Annotated in this window: 20 protein-coding genes, 3 tRNA genes, 1 pseudogene and 1 CRISPR repeat array; of the genes and pseudogenes, 7 read left to right on the top strand and 17 right to left on the bottom strand. The window is 70.7% G+C overall.

Features of this window, described 5'->3' with window-relative positions; genetic code table 11:
• Window positions 1–434: 434 nt before the first annotated feature.
• The 4 genes and pseudogenes from T398_RS24590 to T398_RS24605 all read right to left on the bottom strand — a co-directional run bounded on the left by T398_RS24590 (window position 435) and on the right by T398_RS24605 (window position 2,940).
• A complete protein-coding gene (locus T398_RS24590; RefSeq protein WP_016814188.1) occupies window positions 435–650 on the bottom strand; it encodes a type II toxin-antitoxin system HicB family antitoxin in 216 nt (71 codons plus the stop codon).
• A complete protein-coding gene (locus tag T398_RS24595; protein WP_496450242.1) occupies window positions 647–820 on the bottom strand; it encodes a type II toxin-antitoxin system HicA family toxin in 174 nt (57 codons plus the stop codon). The genes T398_RS24590 and T398_RS24595 overlap by 4 nt, the downstream gene beginning before the upstream one ends.
• A 43-nt stretch (window positions 821–863) precedes the next feature.
• A complete protein-coding gene (locus tag T398_RS24600) occupies window positions 864–1,091 on the bottom strand; it encodes a tyrosine-type recombinase/integrase (RefSeq protein WP_496450215.1) in 228 nt (75 codons plus the stop codon).
• A 398-nt stretch (window positions 1,092–1,489) separates the two neighbouring features.
• Window positions 1,490–2,116: a CRISPR direct-repeat array (repeat unit 31 nt; unit sequence GTTGCGATCCCTCCAGGGGTGATGAGCGACC).
• A 570-nt stretch (window positions 2,117–2,686) separates the two neighbouring features.
• Window positions 2,687–2,940: pseudogene (locus tag T398_RS24605) on the bottom strand (hypothetical protein).
• Window positions 2,941–3,059: 119 nt separating this feature from the next.
• Between T398_RS24605 and T398_RS24610 the strand changes: the two are divergent.
• Window positions 3,060–3,449, top strand: coding sequence for a winged helix-turn-helix domain-containing protein (locus tag T398_RS24610; protein WP_496450216.1), 390 nt, complete (start codon window positions 3,060–3,062; stop codon window positions 3,447–3,449).
• 183 nt (window positions 3,450–3,632) lie between these two features.
• On the opposite strand, the gene T398_RS24615 is transcribed toward T398_RS24610, so the two are convergent.
• Window positions 3,633–3,706, bottom strand: a tRNA-Phe gene (locus tag T398_RS24615).
• 341 nt (window positions 3,707–4,047) lie between these two features.
• Between T398_RS24615 and T398_RS24620 the strand changes: the two genes are divergently transcribed.
• Together T398_RS24620 and T398_RS24625 are read left to right on the top strand one after the other, a co-directional pair.
• The gene (locus T398_RS24620; RefSeq protein ID WP_496450217.1) at window positions 4,048–4,683 is read left to right on the top strand and encodes a DJ-1/PfpI family protein; all 636 of its coding nucleotides are present in this window, start codon (window positions 4,048–4,050) and stop codon (window positions 4,681–4,683) included.
• Window positions 4,680–5,156, top strand: coding sequence for a MarR family winged helix-turn-helix transcriptional regulator (locus T398_RS24625; protein ID WP_496450218.1), 477 nt, complete (start codon window positions 4,680–4,682; stop codon window positions 5,154–5,156). Before T398_RS24620 ends, T398_RS24625 begins: the two co-directional genes overlap by 4 nt.
• Before the next feature lie 200 nt (window positions 5,157–5,356).
• Here T398_RS24625 and T398_RS24630 read toward each other — a convergent pair.
• The 6 genes from T398_RS24630 to T398_RS24655 all read right to left on the bottom strand — a co-directional run bounded on the left by T398_RS24630 (window position 5,357) and on the right by T398_RS24655 (window position 9,984).
• Window positions 5,357–5,433 (bottom strand) — tRNA-Asp (locus tag T398_RS24630).
• Window positions 5,434–5,459: 26 nt separating this feature from the next.
• A tRNA-Glu gene (locus T398_RS24635) sits at window positions 5,460–5,532 on the bottom strand.
• Window positions 5,533–5,776: 244 nt separating this feature from the next.
• The gene (locus T398_RS24640) at window positions 5,777–6,721 is read right to left on the bottom strand and encodes a MerR family transcriptional regulator (protein WP_496450219.1); all 945 of its coding nucleotides are present in this window, start codon (window positions 6,719–6,721) and stop codon (window positions 5,777–5,779) included.
• The gene (idi, locus tag T398_RS24645; protein ID WP_496450220.1) at window positions 6,711–7,325 is read right to left on the bottom strand and encodes an isopentenyl-diphosphate Delta-isomerase; all 615 of its coding nucleotides are present in this window, start codon (window positions 7,323–7,325) and stop codon (window positions 6,711–6,713) included. Before idi ends, T398_RS24640 begins: the two co-directional genes overlap by 11 nt.
• The gene (crtI, locus tag T398_RS24650; protein WP_496450221.1) at window positions 7,322–8,800 is read right to left on the bottom strand and encodes a phytoene desaturase family protein; all 1,479 of its coding nucleotides are present in this window, start codon (window positions 8,798–8,800) and stop codon (window positions 7,322–7,324) included. The genes idi and crtI overlap by 4 nt, the downstream gene beginning before the upstream one ends.
• Before the next feature lie 29 nt (window positions 8,801–8,829).
• The gene (locus T398_RS24655) at window positions 8,830–9,984 is read right to left on the bottom strand and encodes a polyprenyl synthetase family protein (protein ID WP_496450222.1); all 1,155 of its coding nucleotides are present in this window, start codon (window positions 9,982–9,984) and stop codon (window positions 8,830–8,832) included.
• 64 nt (window positions 9,985–10,048) lie between these two features.
• Between T398_RS24655 and T398_RS24660 the strand changes: the two genes are divergently transcribed.
• Genes T398_RS24660 through T398_RS24670 form a run of 3 tightly spaced genes read left to right on the top strand, consistent with a single transcriptional unit; the run spans window position 10,049 to window position 13,856 of the window.
• A complete protein-coding gene (locus T398_RS24660) occupies window positions 10,049–10,981 on the top strand; it encodes a phytoene/squalene synthase family protein (protein WP_496450223.1) in 933 nt (310 codons plus the stop codon).
• Window positions 10,982–10,990: 9 nt separating this feature from the next.
• The gene (locus T398_RS24665; RefSeq protein ID WP_496450224.1) at window positions 10,991–12,388 is read left to right on the top strand and encodes a dihydrolipoyl dehydrogenase family protein; all 1,398 of its coding nucleotides are present in this window, start codon (window positions 10,991–10,993) and stop codon (window positions 12,386–12,388) included.
• A gap of 49 nt (window positions 12,389–12,437) precedes the next feature.
• Window positions 12,438–13,856 (top strand): MmgE/PrpD family protein, encoded by a 1,419-nt coding sequence (locus T398_RS24670; protein ID WP_496450225.1) that lies wholly within the window; start codon window positions 12,438–12,440, stop codon window positions 13,854–13,856.
• A 40-nt stretch (window positions 13,857–13,896) separates the two neighbouring features.
• Here the strand turns inward: T398_RS24670 and T398_RS24675 are convergent, their stop codons facing one another.
• Window positions 13,897–14,658, bottom strand: coding sequence for a crotonase/enoyl-CoA hydratase family protein (locus T398_RS24675; protein WP_496450226.1), 762 nt, complete (start codon window positions 14,656–14,658; stop codon window positions 13,897–13,899).
• A gap of 146 nt (window positions 14,659–14,804) precedes the next feature.
• Here T398_RS24675 and bluB point away from each other — a divergent pair, with 146 nt between their 5' ends.
• The gene (gene bluB, locus T398_RS24680; RefSeq protein WP_496450227.1) at window positions 14,805–15,434 is read left to right on the top strand and encodes a 5,6-dimethylbenzimidazole synthase; all 630 of its coding nucleotides are present in this window, start codon (window positions 14,805–14,807) and stop codon (window positions 15,432–15,434) included.
• A 26-nt stretch (window positions 15,435–15,460) separates the two neighbouring features.
• Here the strand turns inward: bluB and T398_RS24685 are convergent, their stop codons facing one another.
• The 5 genes from T398_RS24685 to T398_RS24705 are packed head-to-tail and all read right to left on the bottom strand — an operon-like array spanning window position 15,461 to window position 18,251.
• Window positions 15,461–16,624 carry a LysM peptidoglycan-binding domain-containing protein gene (locus tag T398_RS24685; RefSeq protein ID WP_496450228.1) on the bottom strand — a complete coding sequence of 388 codons (1,164 nt, stop codon included), beginning with the start codon at window positions 16,622–16,624 and terminating at the stop codon, window positions 15,461–15,463.
• A gap of 14 nt (window positions 16,625–16,638) precedes the next feature.
• The gene (locus T398_RS24690; protein WP_496450229.1) at window positions 16,639–17,118 is read right to left on the bottom strand and encodes a pilus assembly protein TadG-related protein; all 480 of its coding nucleotides are present in this window, start codon (window positions 17,116–17,118) and stop codon (window positions 16,639–16,641) included.
• The gene (locus tag T398_RS24695) at window positions 17,115–17,648 is read right to left on the bottom strand and encodes a TadE/TadG family type IV pilus assembly protein (protein WP_496450230.1); all 534 of its coding nucleotides are present in this window, start codon (window positions 17,646–17,648) and stop codon (window positions 17,115–17,117) included. Before T398_RS24695 ends, T398_RS24690 begins: the two co-directional genes overlap by 4 nt.
• On the bottom strand, window positions 17,633–18,052 hold the full coding sequence (locus tag T398_RS24700) for a TadE/TadG family type IV pilus assembly protein (protein WP_496450231.1): 420 nt from the start codon (window positions 18,050–18,052) through the stop codon (window positions 17,633–17,635). Before T398_RS24700 ends, T398_RS24695 begins: the two co-directional genes overlap by 16 nt.
• A gap of 4 nt (window positions 18,053–18,056) precedes the next feature.
• Window positions 18,057–18,251, bottom strand: coding sequence for a hypothetical protein (locus T398_RS24705; RefSeq protein ID WP_018728759.1), 195 nt, complete (start codon window positions 18,249–18,251; stop codon window positions 18,057–18,059).
• Window positions 18,252–18,257: the final 6 nt, after the last annotated feature.

Consider the following 18,257-nt stretch of genomic DNA (forward strand, 5'->3'; position numbering starts at 1 on the left):
CAATCGGGGTGGGTTGACTCAATGAGAGAGATCGGGGCGTTTGTGGTGGAGGGCGACCGGTGGGCGGTCGCCAGCCTGAACGCTGCGGCTCCCGCGGAGTTTGCCGCCGTAGTCCCGAACTGACGGCTCCTATTGCCCGCGCCCCGTCACGAGGTTGGGGGAGATGCTGGCGTCGGGCCAGGTGGAGCAGTCGCTACTGCGGCCATCTGGTGCGGCCACTCCAGTGCGGGATAATCGATGATCAAGGAAGACAAAAGATCCCCACCGACGTTTCCGTTGGTGGGGACCGCAATAGCCCGGCGAAAGGCTATGTGGCCAGGGACGGGGTCGAACCGTCGACCTTCCGATTTTCAGTCATAGACAAATGCACAGCTCGGTGGGCTTGAGCGCAAGCCGCGTGCGATCAACGTGCGACTACAACCACTCAACGTGCATCACGCGGCGATCAGATCAACGCCAACCGCTTTCGGTGCTGGAACCGGCTCGCCCGCCTCGCGCAGGCCCTCTAGGTGAAAAGCGATGGCCTCACGCATCTCGGCCAACGCCTCTCTACGGGTCTCCCCGAGCGCTACGCAGCCAGGAAGATCTGGTGACCAAGCACCGTAGCCACCATCCTCGGCGCGCTCGATGATCACGACGTATGCGTTCACTTGTTGCCTCCCATCAAGCCCGCTTGCTTCAGGATGCTGGTCTCCAGCCCGGGCGGCAAGTCGCGACTCAGTTTCCCGGGGATGGTTACCCGGCCCGGCTTGCTGTGATGCTTGTACTGACGGTGGCTGCCGCGAGGGGCGACCAGCATCCACCCGTCAGCCTCGATCATCTTGATCACGTCCCGCACTTTTAACGGCATACCACACCCTTCGTTACATTGTGATCGCTTTGGGAAGATGTGCCACGTCTCCATGCGCCGCCAACTCCGACCGCGCCTTTGCGATCTCCTGGTCACGACCGTCGACCGCGTGAAGGTATCGGCGAGCCGCCGCCATGGACGAGTGCCCCAGACGTTTCATGAGGTCCGCCAGCGTGGCGCCAGTCTGCGCGGCCAGGGTCTGCCCAGTGTGGCGGAGGTCGTGAAATGTCAGGTTGTCCATTTAGACCTTTTTGCGAGCCCGCACGAATGCCTGATAAAGGGTGTGGCCTCGCAGCGGCGACCCGTCTCGACTGATGAACAGTCGTTCGCGCCCGGCGTACTCGTCGAGATGCAGCTTGATCACCGGTATGACATGCGATGGGATGCCGACCGTCCGCTTACCCGCCTCCGTCTTCGGGTCGTAAACGGCAGCTCACCGCCGTGTAGCAGGTCGTCCTCCTACGACTGAGCATGTGTGGGATCACCCCGCATGTGTGGGAAACAGGGCACGAGTTGACGGCCCTGCCCGCCCGGCACGGATCACCCCGCGCGTGCGGGGAGCAGTGGCCAGGGGTGGGATGTCGAGAGTTTCCGGCCGAGGATCAACCCGCAGGCGATGGAAGACCGGCTGACACAGACGTTGCGATCTCTCCAGGGGCGATGAGCGACATTACGCCATGGCGCCACAACCTCGATGTGATCCGTTGCGATCCCTCCAGGGGTGATGAGCGACTCGACATCCCGCTGCATCTACGAGCCCGGAACCGGTTGCGATCCCTCCAGGGGTGATGAGCGACCACCGTGGGCCACGGTGGGGTGAGTTGTGCGGCCTGCAGTTGCGATCCCTCCAGGGGTGATGAGCGACTTCAACTGCATCTACCTCAGCACCACTCAAGCCACCAGTTGCGATCCCTCCAGGGGTGATGAGCGACCACGGCTGGCCTGCTGTACCGGACTCTCGGCGCCGTGTTGCGATCCCTCCAGGGGTGATGAGCGACCCACGCTGTAGGACACGTGGTCGGCGTCAGGGTGCCGTTGCGATCCCTCCAGGGGTGATGAGCGACCAGCGCCGCCAACGCCACCGGCAAACTCCGCAAGGTCCAGTTGCGATCCCTCCAGGGGTGATGAGCGACCTGGCCGCGTACCCGGAGACCCCCGCAAGCTGCTGTTGCGATCCCTCCAGGGGTGATGAGCGACCTGCCCGGCCAGGCCCTGGACGTCCCGGCCGGTATCGCGTTGCGATCCCTCCAGGGGTGATGAGCGACCCGAACCTTAAGTCGCAGGTCACGGCCGCATTCCACGACCGGATTGAGCCATGTTTTGCAGCGATCCGCCGGTAGTGCATCTGCGCTGGTCACAGTACCGCAGCCCACGAGAAGCGCGCAGCCCTTGAACCACCGCGATCTCCCACCGGATCGACGGCAGTCATGCCGACGCCTCCCCTGTCCGGACGTGGCTGAAGCGTATGTGTTCAGAGCTTCTTTACTTGGTCAAGGGCGCCGCGTCAGCGCCGGGCCGCGCGTGCGGCCTGGCGGCCGGTCACGTCCCGGCGCACGCGGCGTGGTCGCAGTACAGCTCTAGTGATCACTGACCGGAGAACACTCGCAAGAAACCTGGCAAGGGGGCGGCGTCCGTCGTAGACCGGGTAAACCCTCCAGGAGCCGAGCCCGCCGTTGGCCGCGGTTGAGGTCAAAACATGGCACCTGGGAGGGAGGAGGTGGCCGTCGTGCACCAGGTAAACCCTCCAGGAGCCGGGCCCGCCGTTGGGTGCGGTTGAGGTCAACTGCGCCACTGTGGCGGTGTCCGTCGGGTGCCCGGCTCGTGACACGCGGCCGGCTACGACCTCAGCCGCGCGTCAGAGCGAGGAACACGGCGTAGGCCGGCGAGCCGGACGTAGATCTCCCGGCGGGCGACAGCACGGCCCTGGCTATCGAGCTGGTAGCCGGTCAGCCAACCCAGCCCGGGTACGTGGGTTGCGGACACACCGAGATCACCCGAAACACGAAGCCCGGCTGTCGCGCGAACTGCACCGAGGCGGCCGGGCCGATCACGAGTTCCTCGCCAGCGGCTGGGTGCCGTTGTTCAGTCATCACACGCCTGTCCCTTCTGGCCTGCCCCGGTGGGTCGAGGAAGCCAAGCTCGATACACGAGCTACGTAGATTAGTACGTACAAACCTAGGTGCCTACGGACTCACCTACCGTCAGATTTGTGAGCGACTTCGACCCGGAGCGGGCAATCTGGCGGCAAGTGGCCGATGACATCCGCCAGAAAGTGACCTCAGGCGAGTACACCGAAGGGTCACGGCTGCCTAGCGAGACGGACCTCGCGCAGGGCTACGGCGTCAGTCGTACCACCATCCGGGCAGTCATCGCTTCTCTGAAGAGTGACGGCCTGGTCGTAGTCGAGCAGCGACCGGGCCACCCACGATCCACGTACGTACGCACTCGTGGTCAGGTCGAGGATGTTCCCATCGGGCCAGACGACTCCGTGACGTACAACGGGGTCGGCACTGTGGTGATCACCAGAGCCGGCGGCGGCGTGGAGACCTACGAAGCCAACGATGTTCGGATCATCGGCACCACAGATCGACATACATGACGTCCCACGCGCGACAGGGAGACGCCGCTGAGCGTGCGATCTACATGCGATAAGGCACAGCCAACCGTGGCACCACGGGGTCAACCATGGTCATCCTCAGAGCTCCCAGGAAACGCCGGAAACGCAAGATCCCCACCGACGTTTCCGCTGGTGGGGATCTGAATAGCCCGGCGAAAGGCTATGTGGCCAGGGACGGGGTCGAACCGTCGACCTTCCGATTTTCAGTCGGACGCTCGTACCAACTGAGCTACCTGGCCGCGCTTCGGTTGATGATACCCGCCCACCGAGGTCGCCGGCGGGCGGGGTCACCCGCTCGTGGCCGCCCACGCCGAGCACCGACCCGAATATGCGCCAGGGGAACCCTTCCCGGCCACGCGGCCAAGGCCGAGAACTCCTCAACGCACACTCATCCTCTGCCGCAAGAAGCTCGGCCAGCATCGCGACACCTACCGGACGGTACGTCAGGCGGATGGCTCCGGGCACACCTCATTACCGCCGAGAATTCGGTCGCGACACTCCGGTCGAGATGATTGACAGGGTGCTGTCATAGCCGGATACTGACATGACAGTGTGCTGTCAATCGCCTCGGGAGGTTCCTATGGCACGCAAGACCGTCCACCTCGCCATCTACGACACGCTCGCCGACTGGGAGGCCGCGCACGCTGTCGCCTACCTGCGCAACACCGAATACCACCGGCCGCCGCGGGACGTTTTCGAGGTCGTCACCGTCAGTCCCGTGGCCGGACAGGTGGTCACCACGGCCGGCGGGGTGAGGATCCTGCCCGACCTGGCCCTGGAAGACCTGCGCCCAGAGAGCAGCGCGCTGCTGATCTTGCCTGGTGCCGACCTGTGGTCGAACGGCGACGAGCTCGCGCCCTACGCCGACAAGGCGGCGGAATTCCTGGCCGCCAACGTTCCGGTCGCGGCCATCTGCGGCGCCACCGCCGGCCTCGCCCGCGCCGGGCTGCTCGACGACCGCCCGCACACCAGCGCCTTCGCCGAGTACCTCACCGCCCAGCCGGGCTACCACGGCCACGCCCACTATCTCGATGCCGATGCTGTCACCGGCCGTGACCTGATCACCGCGGGACCGACCGGGCAGGTAGCCTTCGCCCGCGAGATCTTCCGCTGCCTCGATGTCTACGAGCCCAAGGTGCTCGACGCCTGGCAGCGGCTGTTCGGCAACTCCGACGCTGACGCCGTCCCGACGCTGGCGGCGGCGGCACAGCGGTGAGGGACAGCGATCAGCTGCTCACCGACACAGCGCTGGCCGTGTTTCGGCTCAACGGTCAGTTCCTCGCTGTCGCCGAAGAACTCGCCCAACCGGCCGGGCTCACCGCGGCCTGGTGGCAAGTACTCGGCGCGGTCCTGCCCCAGCCGCTGCCCGTCGCGGGCATCGCCCGCACTATGGGCATCACGCGGCAAAGCGTGCAGCGCGTCGCCGACATCCTGGTCACCAACGGACTCGCCGCCTACGAGCCCAACCCCGCCCACCGCCGGGCGAAACTGCTGCGCCCCACCGACCAGGGCCGGGCCGCGCTTCGGCGGATCGATCCGCAGCACGCGGAGTTCGCCATGCGACTGGAGCAGCAGCTCGGCTGCCCCAGGTCGTTCCGCGAGACGGTGGACACCCTCACCCGCCTGTCAACCGCGCTCGAAGCCTTGCGGCCGATACCAACGAGCGACAGGCAAACTCCTGAGGATTAACCCCTCGGTCGCGCCTGATCACCCTTCACCGGGAGGCGCTGCGGAACTGATCCCGGCGGGTGGTCGGGCGAGCTCCCGACCTCGTCGGGAGCGACCTCGTCGCCGGCGCCCCGAACCGCTGCTAGGCCACAAACCTCACCCACGTCCAGGGCAGGGCAGGGCAGCCACCGCCCAGGTCGCGTTCGTCGTGGGCACAACTATGGCGGTCCTGACGGGACTTGAACCCGCGACCTCCGCCTTGACAGGGCGGCGAGCACTCCAACTGCTCCACAGGACCTAGCTCATCCGACCGAGGTCGGACCGTGCCCCCAACGGGATTCGAACCCGTGCTACCGCCTTGAAAGGGCGGCGTCCTGGGCCGCTAGACGATGAGGGCGGCCCCGCCATCATTGCACACTCACAACTTCTGACGGTCTTGCTCCCATCCGGCCCCGCCGGAGGCTTCGAAAGCATACGTGATGGCACGCCGCTCAGCCAAACCGACCCCGGGTGTTCCCCACCAGAGCGGAACCGCAGGTGAAGCCCAGACCCGGCCGGCTCTGCCGCACCAGCCGGGGGCGGCTCCGCGCTCCGCTCGCGGGCAGCTCGGCCCGCGAGCGGAGCAACCCCACGGGCGGCCCCTACCCCGCGGCTGGCTGGTCCAACGAGTCGCGTACGGCTGCCGCGAGCGAGAGCGCCTCGGCGAGGTCCACCGGGCGCACCACCCCGGCGGGGAGGCTGTCTGCCCGCCAGCCCGGTCCGGCCGCCAACACCAGCAGCGGCCGATGGGGGCCCGCGAGCAGGGCGGTGAGCTGTGCGGGGTCGGCGGTGCTCCGGGTCTGCGACCACAGCACGACCGCGGCCGGCCCGATCCGGTTGACCGCCTCCAGCAGCGCCCGCACCGGCACTCGGGCCCCGAGCAGCCGGTGCGCGATCCCGGTTTCGGCCAGCGCCGCGCCGAGCGCCTCCAGCGGCAGACTGTGCTGCTCCTCGTCGGCGCAGGAGAGCAGGATACGAGGGGGCCCAGTGGACGCGTGCGCGCGGACCACGGCGGCGAACGCCTCCGACACGCAGCGGGACACCAGGTGCTCGACCTCGATCAGCGCCGCGGTGGCGGCATGCCGTTCACCGATCCCGGCGAGCACTGGTCGCAGCAGCGTGTCCCAGGTCGTGACCACGCCGTCGATGCGGATGGCCCGGTCGATCACCTCGTTGATGGCGTTCGAGTCCAGTCGCATGGCGGCCCGGGCCAGACCCCGAGCGGCCGGGCCGGACCGGCCCACCGGGATTGTCGCGCCGCCGCCGTCGCGCGCCTCCCGTCTCTCGGTCCGGGGAGTGGGACCGGGAAGCGCTGCGTCGGGGGCCTGAACTGTCCAACGGGCGGCCTCGGCCGGGGCGACCCCGTTGGCGGTGAGCCGCCGCATGGTCTCCAGGCGGGCCAGGTCGGCCGGGGTGTAGCGGCGGTGGTGCCCGGGGACATGCTCGCTGGGCCCGAGCCCGTAGCGCTGATGCCAGGTGCGCAGGGTCGTCACCGCGATCCCCAGCCGGCGGGCGACGGCGCCAGCGCTCAGTGCCTCATCCACCACCTGGCCGCTCCGGAGCGTCCTCGACCGCCAGCATGGGTTGGCGCAGGTCTGGCTGACGCAGGGTGGGCTCGCCCGGGTGCAGCAGCCGGTTGAGCACCCCACTCAACCACGGGGCGTACGCGGGTGGGTCGGCGTCGAGCTCCGCTGCCAGCACGGCCGGGAGCACCCAGCGCAGCTCGGCGACCTCCTCCGGATCCGGGCGCAGCGGGGCGTGGGCCGGCAGGTCGCCCCGGAGGACGTGGTCGTACTCGAACTCGACCCTGCCGGTGGTCGGGTCCTCAGCCCGATAGACGTAGCTGCCGACCTCGGTCAGCTCGACCGGGGCGGCACCCAACTCCTCGCCGAGCCGGCGGTTGGCGGCGACCGTCAGCGGCTCGCCGGGCAACGGGTGGCCGCAGCAGGCGTTGGCCCAACGCAGCGGGAAGCGGGTCTTCACCGCGGCCCGGCGCTGGAGCAGGACCCGACCGTCGGGGTCGACGAGCAGTACCGAGAAGGCGCGGTGCAGCCGTCCCGGCGGCTGGTGCGCGGCGCGCACGGTGGTCTGCCCGGTCACCACGCCGGCCTCGTCCACCAACTCGACCCGGTGGGCTTCCCGGCCGGTCACGAAGCGACCCCCGTCACCCGCGCGGCGGCGAGCTTGCCGGAGATCAGCACCATCGGCACCCCAACTCCGGGCTGGGTGCCCGAGCCGACGAAGACCACGTTCGCGAGCCCGCGGTGCAGGGTGGGCGGGCGAAACGGCCCGGTCTGGAAGAGGCTGTGCGCGGCGGCGAACGGCGTGCCGGCGGCCATGCCCTGCTCCGCCCAGTCGGCGGGAGTGACCGTCCGCAGCACCTCGATGCCGTCGTCAAAGCCCACGTAGCCCCGCTCCTCCAGCGTTCGCACCAGCCGGTCGGCGTAGCGGTCGGCCAGGCCGCCCCGCCAGTCAAACGGGGCCCGGTCGAGGTTCGGCACCGGCGCCAGCACGTAGTAGGCGTGCCGGTCGGCGGGGGCTACCGACGGGTCGGTCCGACTCGGGTTGGTGACCAGCAGCGACGGGTCGCTCATCAGTTCGCCCCGACGGATGACCTCCTCAAAGGTGCCACGCCACGCCCGCCCGAAGTGGATGTTGTGATGGGCGATCTTCGCATAGCCCTGGGTCGACCCGACGTGCAGGACCACGCAGGAGGGGGAGTAGGTCAACCGGCGGTGCCGGGTCTGGAGCAGTTCCCGGTGCGCCACCGGTAGGTCCGGGTTGAGCACCACCACGTCGGCGGGGACGAACTCCCCGCTGTCGGTCCGGACGCCGGTCGCCCGGTCGGCGGCCGTCTCCACCTGGGTCACGGTGGTGTCGTACCGGAGTTGCACCCCGTGTTTCTCGGCGGCGCCGGCCATGGCCCGCGCGACGGCGTGGATGCCGCCGCGCGGAAAGTGCACCCCGGCGACGGAGTCGAGGTACGCGATCACCGCGTAGATGGCGAGCGCGTCGTGCGGCGCGAGCCCGGCATACATCGCCTGGAAGGAGAAGACACGCTGGGTACGTGGATCTCGGAAGAACTGGTTGATCTTCGTCTGGAGCCGCCGGAAGGCACCGCCGGCGAGTAACTTCAGCAGGTTCCCGGTGAGCAGGTCGGTGGGGGCGTCCAGGTTGCGTTCGATGAAGTCAGCCCGCTCGAGGCGCCACAGCTCACGGGCGTAGTCGACGAAGCGGAGGTAGCCGTCGGCCTCCCGCGGACCGCAGACCTTCGCGATCTCGGCGGCCATCCGGGTCGTGTCGGTGATCACGTCCAGGGTGGAGCCGTCCGGATAGTACGCCCGGTAAGCGGGGTCGAGTGGGGTCAGTTCGAGCCAGTCGTCGAGTTCCTCACCGACGGCGTGCAGCGCCTCGGCGATCAGATCCGGCATGGTCAGCACCGTGGGACCGGTGTCGAAGTCGTACCCGTTGACGCTGAGTCGACCGGCCCGACCGCCCGGCACCGGCTCGCGTTCCAGCACTGTCACCTGGCGACCGCTGCCCGCCAGGTGCAGCGCGCAGGCCAGCCCGCCGAGCCCGGCACCGACGATCACCACCCGGTCCGTACGACCGCGTACCGTGCGCACCTGACCACCTCCTCGGGAATACGCGCCCATCATGCTCGCCGGTGGGTGGCGACGGTCGCGAGACCGGCGAGCGCGGTCCGCGCGGTGTCACCGATGATTGGAGCAGCAAGGGCGTCGAGCGCCTCGGCTACCCGATCGGAGATCATCTGCTCGACCTGGGCGACGGCACCGGTCTCCGCGACCACCTCCGCCAGTCGGGTGACCTCCCGGTCGTCCGCGCCCGCGCCGATCTGGTCGAGGGCCCGGCGCTGGGTGTGGTCGGCCCGGCTACGGGCCAGCATGAGCAGCGCGGTCGGCTTGCCGGTACGCAGGTCGTCACCGGCGGGTTTACCGGTGGTGGCCGGGTCGCCGTAGACGCCGAGCAGGTCGTCGCAGAGTTGGAACGCCTCGCCGACGGCCTGGCCATAGCGGGTGTACGCCGCGATCAGCGGGGAGTCGGCGCCGACGCCGGCCAGGCCGGCACCGAAGAGTAGCGGCCACCGCACCGTGTAGCTGGCGGTCTTGTAGCGGGCGACCTGCAGGGCCCGCTCCACCGACCAGTTCGTCGGGTCGCTCTCGCCGAGGACGTCGAGGTATTGCCCGGCGACGGTCTCCACCCGCATCTGGTCGTAGCAGCGCCGGACCGCCAGCAGCCGGGCCGGCGGCAGGACGGCCTGCGCGAGGAGCCGGTCGGCCCAGACCAGGCAGAGGTCGCCGACGAGGATGGCGACGTTCTCGCCGAATTTGCCGGAATCACCGCGCCGCCCGGCCGCGGCGTGCTGGGCGGCGACCGCGACGTGTGCGGTGGGCCGGCCACGCCGGGTGGCGGAGGCGTCCATCACGTCGTCATGGGTGAGGGCGAAGGCGTGCAGCACTTCCAGTGCGGCGAGCGCCGGCAGCACGGGGGGCAGCGGCTCCGCCCCGCCGACCACGCCCCGCCACCCCCAGTAGGCGAAGGTCGGGCGGAGCCGCTTTCCGCCGGCCAACACGCTGTCGCGGGCGATGGTGGCGAACTCGCCGACACTCGGGTCGATCGCGGCCAGTGCGTCGGTCTCGGTGTTGAGGAAGGCGACGAGGGTGTCGTCAACCGCGGCGACGACCTCCTCGGTGTAGGCGGCCAAGCGGGCGCGCACCCGGTCGGTTTCGCCACCACGGCGGGCCGGGATGACCCGGGGGGCTCTACCCACAACTGCGTCGTTGGCCATGCGCGGGAGCATATCCTAGGGTTACGAGTTGCGTCGATTCATGCGTCGATTTGAGGGAGGATCGGTGGACACGGATCTCACCGCCGCCTACGACCGATGCCGTGAGCTACACCGCCACCACGGCCGCACCTACTATCTCGCCACCCGGCTGCTTCCCGCCTGGAAACGACGACATGTACATGCTTTATACGGTTTCACCCGCTATGCGGACGAGATTGTTGACCGAACCGAGGAGTTGCCCGCGGCGCGGCGGGCCGCCCAGCTGGACGACTGGGCCGCGCGGTTCCTCGCCGGCCTGCACGGCGAGTCGGTCACCGACCCACTGCTCCCCGCCGTGCTACACACCATCGCCGTCTTCGACCTGAACCGAGACGACTTCGCGTCGTTTCTGCGCAGCATGGCGATGGACCTGACCGTCAGCTCCTACCCCACCTACGCCGACCTGCTCCACTACATGGAGGGCTCCGCCGCCGTCATCGGCACGATGATGCTGCCGATCCTCGGCAGCGCCGACCCGGTCACCGCCCGCGAGCCCGCCCGCCAGCTCGGCTTCGCCTTCCAACTGACGAACTTCATCCGGGACGTCGCCGAAGACCTCGACCGTGGCCGGACGTACCTACCGGACGCGGACCTCGCCCGCTTCAGCGTCACCCGCGACGACCTCCTGGCCGCCCGCGCCACCGGCCGGACCAGCGAACCGATTCGGAAACTGATCCGCTACGAGGTGGCGCGGGCCCAGGCGCACTACGCTGCCGCCGCACCCGGGGTCACCCTGCTCGACCCCGCCTCGCAGGCCTGCATCCGCACCGCGTACACGCTCTACGGGGGCATCCTCGACGAGGTCGCGACGCAGGACTTCGACGTCTTCGCCCGACGGGCCCGGGTACCGCAGCACCACCGGCTGGCGGAGACCGCCCGTGCCCTGCTCACCCGAACCGGCACTCCCGTCCGGGTGCCCGGCCCGCCATTGATGGCACTCACCCGGCCCCTTCCCTAGGCTGACCGGATGGAGCCGGAACTGGTGGACGTGGTCGTTGTCGGGCTCGGAGTCGGCGGCGAGGAGGTGGCAGGTCGGCTCGCCGAGGCCGGACTCAACGTCGTCGGCATCGAGCGGGACCTGGTCGGCGGCGAGTGCCCGTACTGGGGATGCGTGCCCAGCAAAATGATGATCCGGGCCGCGAACACCCTCGCCGAGGCACACCGGGTCCACGAATTCGCCGGATCGGCGCAGGTGCGACCCGACTGGGCACCCGTGGCGGAACGGATCCGCGCGGAGGCCACCGACACCTGGGACGACCGGGTCGCGGTGGAACGATTCGTCAACCAGGGCGGGCGCTTCATCCGGGGCAGCGGACGGCTCGACGGCCCGGGTCGGGTCCGCGTCAACGACCAGGTCTTCCAGGCCCGACACGGAATCGTACTGAGCACCGGTACCCGCCCCGCCGCGCCGCCGATCGACGGGCTGGCCGACACTCCGTTCTGGACGAACCACCAGGCGATGGAGGTGGAGCGGCTACCGGAATCGCTGCTGGTGCTCGGCGGCGGCGCGATCGGGCTGGAGCTGACGCAGGTCTTCGCGCGATTCGGCGTCCAGGTCACCGTGGTCGAGGCGTTGGACCGGGTGCTGGCGACCGAGGAGCCGGAGTCGTCCGAGGTGGTCACCGCCGCGCTCCGTGCCGACGGCGTAAATATCCACACCGGAGTGTTGGCGGACCGGGTCGACCACGACGGGCAGAAATTCACCCTGCGGGCGAACGACGCGCGGTACCCCGCCGAACGGCTACTGGTGGTGACCGGCCGCCGGGCGCACCTGGACGAACTGGGCCTGGACACTGTCGGCATCCGCGCCGACCAGCGCTTCCTACCGGTTGACGACCGACTGCGCGTCACCGAGGGAATCTGGGCGGTCGGCGACGTGACCGGTGCCGGCGCCTTCACCCACGTCGCGACCTACCAGGCGGGCATCGTCGTCGCCGACCTGCTCGACCGGGTCCGTCGATCCGACGTGGGAGCGGGGGCGGACCCGAACGGCACCGTCGTCCCCCGGGCCGACTACCGGGCGCTGCCCCGGGTCACCTTCACCGACCCGGAGGTCGGGGCGGTCGGGCTCACCGAGTCGCAGGCCCGCCAGCGGGGGATCAACGTCCAGGTCGGCTCCGTGTCGCTGGGCTCCTCGGCCCGCGGTTGGATCCACCGCGCCGACGGCCTGATCAAACTCGTCGCCGACGCCGACCGGGGAGTGCTGGTCGGTGGAACGTCGGTCGGGCCAGCCGGCGGCGAGGTGCTCTCCGGGCTGGCAGTCGCCGTGCACGCGGCGGTACCGCTGGCCGAACTCCGCAGCATGATCTACGCGTACCCGACCTTCTACCGGGCCATCTCCGACGCCCTGCGGGACCTGGGCTGATCCGGCAGGTCGAGTAGCGGCGGCGAACGTGGGAGGAGCGGAGGCGAGCATGGCCGGTGCGGCCCCGACCGACCCGGACGGGCCGACCGACCCGGACGGGCCGACGGGTCGGCTCGTCACCTGGCTGGCGGAGACCTCGATCGACGCCATCCCCGCCGACGTCACCACCCGGGCCCGACACCTGATCCTGGACGGCATCGGCTGCCTCCTGGTCGGCGCCCGGCTGCCCTGGTCCCGGATCGCCGTGCGGAGCCTGACCGTGGAGCCTGGCTCCAGCCTGGTCGCCGGATGGGACCGCACCACCGACGCGTCCACGGCGGTGCTGCTGAACAGCAGCTTCATCCAGGGCTTCGAGCTCGACGACGTGTCGTACCGGACTCCCTGGCACGCCAACGCGGTGTTGCTGCCGGTGCTGCTGGCCGTGGCCGGCCGGCGGGCGACAGTCACCGGGGCCGACCTCCTCCGGGCCGAGGTGTTGGGCTTCGAGACCGGCGTCCGGGTCGGCCGCGCGCTGGGCGGACCAGCGCTGATAGCCCGGGGCTGGCACTCCGGCGCGGTCTTCGGCGGGCTGGGGGCCGCAGCGGCCGGCGGGGTGCTGTACGACCTGACCCCCGCCCGGTTCGAAGACGCGCTGGGCATCGCCGCGACCCAGTCCGGTGGGTTGATGGCCGCCCAGTACGAGTCGATGGTCAAGCGCATGCAGCACGGCTTCGCGGCCCGCAACGGCCTGCTCGCGGCGACCCTGGCCGCCGGCGACTACATCGGGATCAAGCGGGTCTTCGAACGCGGCTACGGCGGATACCTGGCGGCCTTCATGGCACGGCACGACACCGATCCGGCGGCGATCGGCGACGCGCTGGGCGAACACTGGTATCTGCCGGAACAGACGATCAAACCGTACGCGGCGATGGCGTACACCCACCCGTCGATCGAGGCCGCGCTGGCGTTGCGGGCGACGGACGGATTCGACCCCGCCGCCATCGGACAAATCGAGATCGAGGTCGCCGAGTCCATCTTCGACCACGCGGTCTTCCCGCTGCACCGGCCGATCGAGAGCGTCGCCGCGCAGATGTCCGTCTGCTACACGACGGCCGCGGCACTCCTCGACGGCGCGGTCTCGGTGGAGCAGTTCCGACCGGACCGGCTGGACCAGGACGACGTGTGGCGGCTGATCGACCGGATGACCGTGAACCGCGGGTCCGCGCCGGCGTCGACCGGGCGGGTGCGCCTGACCACCGATGCTGGTCGGACCCACGAGCAGCGCACCGAGACGCCGCTCGGCTCGGTGCGGCGTCCACTCAGTAACGCCGACATCGTGGACAAGTATCGGGACCTGACCGGGCGCATCCTGGACCGGCACCGACAGCAGGCGATCGAGGACCTGGTGCTGCACCTGGACGAGCGCCAGGACGCCCCGGCGACGCTGCTCGCGCTGCTCGCCCCGGCGGTCGGCGGCGCGCTGGACTGACCCGTCAGGCCCGGCACCGTGCCGTCCGGCACCCGCCCCGTCAGGCCCCGGCGCCGTGCCGCCCGGCACCCGCGGCGAACCGGGCGGCCCCGGCCGCCGCGTCGGCGGCCAACGACTCCATCCCGTAGGTCAGCTCGGTCGCCAGCGCCGCCGGCTCCGGCAGCGCCGCCGTGGCCAGCACCGCGGCCCGATCGTTGCGCAGACAGGTCTGCGGGTGCCCGGCGAGCTCCGCGGCCAGCTGCTCGGCCGCGGTCCGAGCCGTACCGGGGGCGACCAGCCGGTTCACCAGACCCATCGCGTACGCCTCGGGCGCCGGCACCGGACGGCCGGTGAGGATCAGGTCCATCGCCCGGCTCTCGCCGATCAGTCGGGACAGCCGAAATGTCCCACCGTCGATCAGCGGTACGCCCCAACGCCGGCAGAAGACGCCGAGCACCGCGTCCGCCTCGGCGACCCGGAGGTCGCACCAGAGCGCAAGCTCCAGCCCGCCCGCCACCGCGTACCCGGAGATCGCCGCGATCACCGGCTTGGACAGCGTCATCCGGGTCGGACCCATCGGGCCATCCCCGTCCGGTGCGACCCGGTTGCCGGTGCGGGTGCCGATCGCCTTCAGGTCGGCACCGGAGCAGAACGTGCCGCCCACACCGCAGAGCACCGCCACCGCCGCGTCCGGGTCGGCCTCGAAGCCGCGGAACGCGTCGGCCAGCGCCCGCGCGGTTGGACCGTCCACGGCGTTCCGCGCCGACGGTCGATCCAGGATCACTGTGGTCACCGTCACGGACCGTTCGACGCGTACGCCCATCGGGACAGCATGACCCCGGCGGTGTCCGGCCCGCCAGAGCCAGCCCACCTGCGGGGTGCCGGGGCGCCCGATCTCGGCGTGCGGGCTGGCATCGTCCCTGGAGATCGGATTAGATTGCTTGGCGACGTGATCATGCGAGGTGCCCGATGGACCTGTACGACGTCATCCACCGCCGCCGGGACGTGCGGTCGCAGTTCACCGGGGCGCCGGTGCCCGCCGAGACCCTGGACCGGGTGCTCGCCGCCGCCCACGCGGCCCCGAGCGTCGGCTACTCGCAGCCGTGGGACTTCATCGTGGTCCGCGACCCGGAGCTGCGCCGCGCCTTTCACGAGCACGTCAGCGCCGAGCGGCAGGTCTTCGCCGCAACCCTGACCGGGGAGGCGGCCGAGAGGTTCGCCCGGATCAAGATCGACGGAGTGTTGGAGTCCAGCCTGTCGATCGTGGTCACCTACGACCCGGCCCGGGGCGGACCGGCGGTGCTCGGCCGGCACGCCATCGCCGACACCGGGCTCTACTCGGCCTGCCTGGCCATCCAGAACCTCTGGCTCGCCGCGACCGCCGAGCAGCTCGGCGTCGGCTGGGTGTCGTTCTACCGGGAGCAGTGGCTCGCCGAACTGCTCCGGATCCCGGCCGGGATCCGTCCGGTGGCCTGGCTCTGCCTCGGCCCGGTCACCCACTTCGAGGCGGTACCCGACCTGGCCCGGCACGGCTGGCGGAGCAAGCGCCCGTTGGCCGAGGCCGTGCACACCGACGGCTGGGGCGACCCGCCGGCGTAGGGGACTGGGTCAGTCGTAGGCCGGGGTCAGTCTCGCCGGTGCCGGCCAGCCGGCAGTTCCCACTGCCGTTGACCCGGCAGCGCGCGCCGGTCGGTCCCGGTGCGAGCGGTCGCCGGGCGTCGACGTAGGCCGAGCGCCGCGCCGATCTGCGCGCCGACGATACTCGACACGGCGAGGACCGCCGAGACGGCGAGCGGCCGGTTCACCCGGTTCGGATCGCCAGGGCCGGCTGCGCCCACGGCCACGACCGGCACCTCCGCCGCCGGGCCCGGAGCGACCTGGTCCGAAGCTGCCGTATCCGTCGAGGACGCGTCCGAAACCGCCGTCCCCGAAACCGCCGAGTCCGAACCAGCCAAGTCCGAACCAGCCGACTCCGCAGGTGACGGCGGCGTTGACTGCTCGGCCGACGCCGGTGCGGGCGCGGGTGGCCGGGGTGGGGTCGGTCGGGCGACCAGCCGTCCGGTGGCGTGGGGGCCGGGGCCACGGTCGTGTGCCTCGGCGGGCAGCCGCAGGAGCTGACCCGGGTGGATGCGGTCGGGGTCGGCCAGCCGGTTCAGCGTGGCCAGGCTCCGGTAGTCCTCGAACCCGTCCAGGTACCGCGCGGCGATCGATCCGAGGTAGTCGCCCCTGGCCACCCGATAGACCGGTGCCCGCTCCGGCGCGTCTGCTGGCGCTGTGGTTGAGGCAGTGGATGCGGCGGTCGGTGCGGCCGCAGCCCTGGGTGCTGTTGGGCCTGCCGCCGCATGGGCTGTTGGGTCCGCTACCACCGTCACCGTGGATGCTGTCGGGCCCGCCGCCACCGCCGCCGCGCTGGCCGCCACCGGACTCGCCGCCAAGATCAATGCTACTGAGCCGACCAGCGCAGCGGCGGCCCGCTGTTGCCGGCCCATCCCCGGCAACCGGGGGGCAGGGCGACGGACGGCGAGGGCGCCCAACTCGACCAGCACCGAGAGGGCGAACGTGGCCCAACCCACCCAACCGGCCACCGCCAGCACCCGGATGAAGAGCTGGCCATCGTCGCGGCTGGTCAATACCGTGCCGATCTCGCCGAGGGTCGGCACCTGCGCCGGCAGGGGGTTACCGGCGAACGCGAGCAGCGCCACCGGGGCGCCGACCAGCAGCACACCGAGCAGGGCGAGGGCACCGAACCCGGTGCGCACCCGGCCAAGGAGACGAGCCGATGTGGACATGGCGGCCTTCCTTCCTACAGTCCACCGGTCAGCGCCCGAGCGGTCGCCTCCCCGGTGACGTTGACGGTGTCGTCGAAGCCGACGAGGCCGAGCAGCGACCTCTCGTAGGTGACGGTGACCCGCACCCGAATCACGGTCTCCCCGTCAACCACCGGGAAGCTGACGGTGTGTGCGCTGGCACCGGCGACGGCGAGATACTCGGCCACCGACCGCCGTGCCTGCGGCTCGTCGATCCGTTTCGGCCCGCCCTCGATCGCGGTAGCCAAATCGATCGACTGCCCCCCGGCACGGGCGGCCTCGCTGGCGAGGTTGTCGGCTCGTTGCAGCGCGCGCAGCTGCCCGGCCCCGTCGAAAGCGAGCGCCACCACGGTGAGAATGCCCAGGGCGGCGATGGCCAGGAAGATGCTGACCCGGCCCGAGTCGTCCCGGCCCAGGCCGGTACGACCCAACCCGGTGCGGCCCGAGGCGGTGCGGCGGGTCGGCACGGCGGTCATCCTCTGCCCCGGTAACGGTCCAGCGGTGAGGTGAAGCTGGCCGACACCCGGCGGCTGCTTGGCATCCCGGGAATGGTGTCCAGCCGCAGGTCGGACAGGTCGACGGTGCAGGAGAGGCGAACGGTCACCGCGGCCTGCTGGCCGATCGGGCTCCCGAACGCGGCGGCGAAGCTGGTCGCCTGGCCGTTGACGGTGCCGCTGAGGTCGACCGTCGGCGTACTCGTGCAGTTCAGGCCGCGCCAGTCGAGCTGCCGGACGGCCGCCGCCCGGGCCCGCTCGGCGGCGGTGCCCGCGTCGCGGGAGATGGAGGCGGCGCGGGCGGCGTCGTGCGCCGCCGCCTCGACGGCCTCGGCCGCGACCGCGGTACGCCCGGCGACCCCGGCGAGGACCATCAGCGCGATGAAGGCCGGCGCGAGGATCGCCGCCTCGACGGAGACCGAACCACGGTCGCGTTGCAGGTCGCCGCGTCGGGCACGGTCGCGTTGCAGGTCGCCGCGTCGGGCACGGTCGCGGATCACGGCTCCGTCCACCGTTCCACCGTCCCGTGTGCGCTCTCGCGGATCGGGAAGTCGACGCCGGGCACGACGGAGAGCGAACGGCCGCGGACGGTGCAGGTCACGTCGGTCGCGTCGGTCTGGCAACTCGGTCCCGGGGAGTCCCAGTCGACCAGCCAGCCGCCGGCCGCGGTGAGGAAGCGTCGCGCCCGGTCCGCGCCCGCGTCCGGCGGGGCGTTGAGCACCCGCTGCGCGTTGACCCCGCTCTGGGCCGCGTGCATCGCCGTGGATCGGGCGATGAACACGGCTGCCACCTGGATCGCCCCGAAGAGCAGCACGAAGATCACCGGCATCACTACCGCCAGCTCCACCGGGTTGGCGCCCCGGTCCGTGCCGCCGAGCCGTCGGCGCAGGGCGAGGCAGGCCCGTCGCACGCGCATCGGATCAGGGCGCGGTCGGGATGGCGTTCATCCAGCCCTCCGCCCGGGTGGCGACGAGCGCCGTGACGGTGATCGCGGCGGCCACCAAACCAAAGATGATCACGGCGGTGGGGACAGGGCTGTCCCCCCGCTCGCGGTCGGAACGCAGCTCGGCCAGGCGCGCGGCCAACGCGACCTGTAGGTGAACGAACAGGGACATGGCGGG

The sequence above is a fragment of the Salinispora goodfellowii genome (assembly GCF_059570675.1).

What these genes read in the sequence shown, in the direction of transcription:
- T398_RS24670 (WP_496450225.1), top strand. Translation starts at nt 12,438, where the DNA reads ATGGCCGGTGCGGCCCCGACCGACCCGGACGGGCCGACCGACCCGGAC.
- T398_RS24705 (WP_018728759.1), bottom strand. Translation starts at nt 18,251, where the DNA reads ATGTCCCTGTTCGTTCACCTACAGGTCGCGTTGGCCGCGCGCCTGGCC.
- T398_RS24595 (WP_496450242.1), bottom strand. Translation starts at nt 820, where the DNA reads ATGATCGAGGCTGACGGGTGGATGCTGGTCGCCCCTCGCGGCAGCCAC.
- T398_RS24665 (WP_496450224.1), top strand. Translation starts at nt 10,991, where the DNA reads ATGGAGCCGGAACTGGTGGACGTGGTCGTTGTCGGGCTCGGAGTCGGC.
- T398_RS24685 (WP_496450228.1), bottom strand. Translation starts at nt 16,624, where the DNA reads ATGTCCACATCGGCTCGTCTCCTTGGCCGGGTGCGCACCGGGTTCGGT.
- bluB (WP_496450227.1), top strand. Translation starts at nt 14,805, where the DNA reads ATGGACCTGTACGACGTCATCCACCGCCGCCGGGACGTGCGGTCGCAG.
- T398_RS24690 (WP_496450229.1), bottom strand. Translation starts at nt 17,118, where the DNA reads ATGACCGCCGTGCCGACCCGCCGCACCGCCTCGGGCCGCACCGGGTTG.
- T398_RS24655 (WP_496450222.1), bottom strand. Translation starts at nt 9,984, where the DNA reads ATGGCCAACGACGCAGTTGTGGGTAGAGCCCCCCGGGTCATCCCGGCC.
- T398_RS24620 (WP_496450217.1), top strand. Translation starts at nt 4,048, where the DNA reads ATGGCACGCAAGACCGTCCACCTCGCCATCTACGACACGCTCGCCGAC.
- T398_RS24675 (WP_496450226.1), bottom strand. Translation starts at nt 14,658, where the DNA reads ATGGGCGTACGCGTCGAACGGTCCGTGACGGTGACCACAGTGATCCTG.
- T398_RS24600 (WP_496450215.1), bottom strand. Translation starts at nt 1,091, where the DNA reads ATGGACAACCTGACATTTCACGACCTCCGCCACACTGGGCAGACCCTG.
- T398_RS24700 (WP_496450231.1), bottom strand. Translation starts at nt 18,052, where the DNA reads ATGCGCGTGCGACGGGCCTGCCTCGCCCTGCGCCGACGGCTCGGCGGC.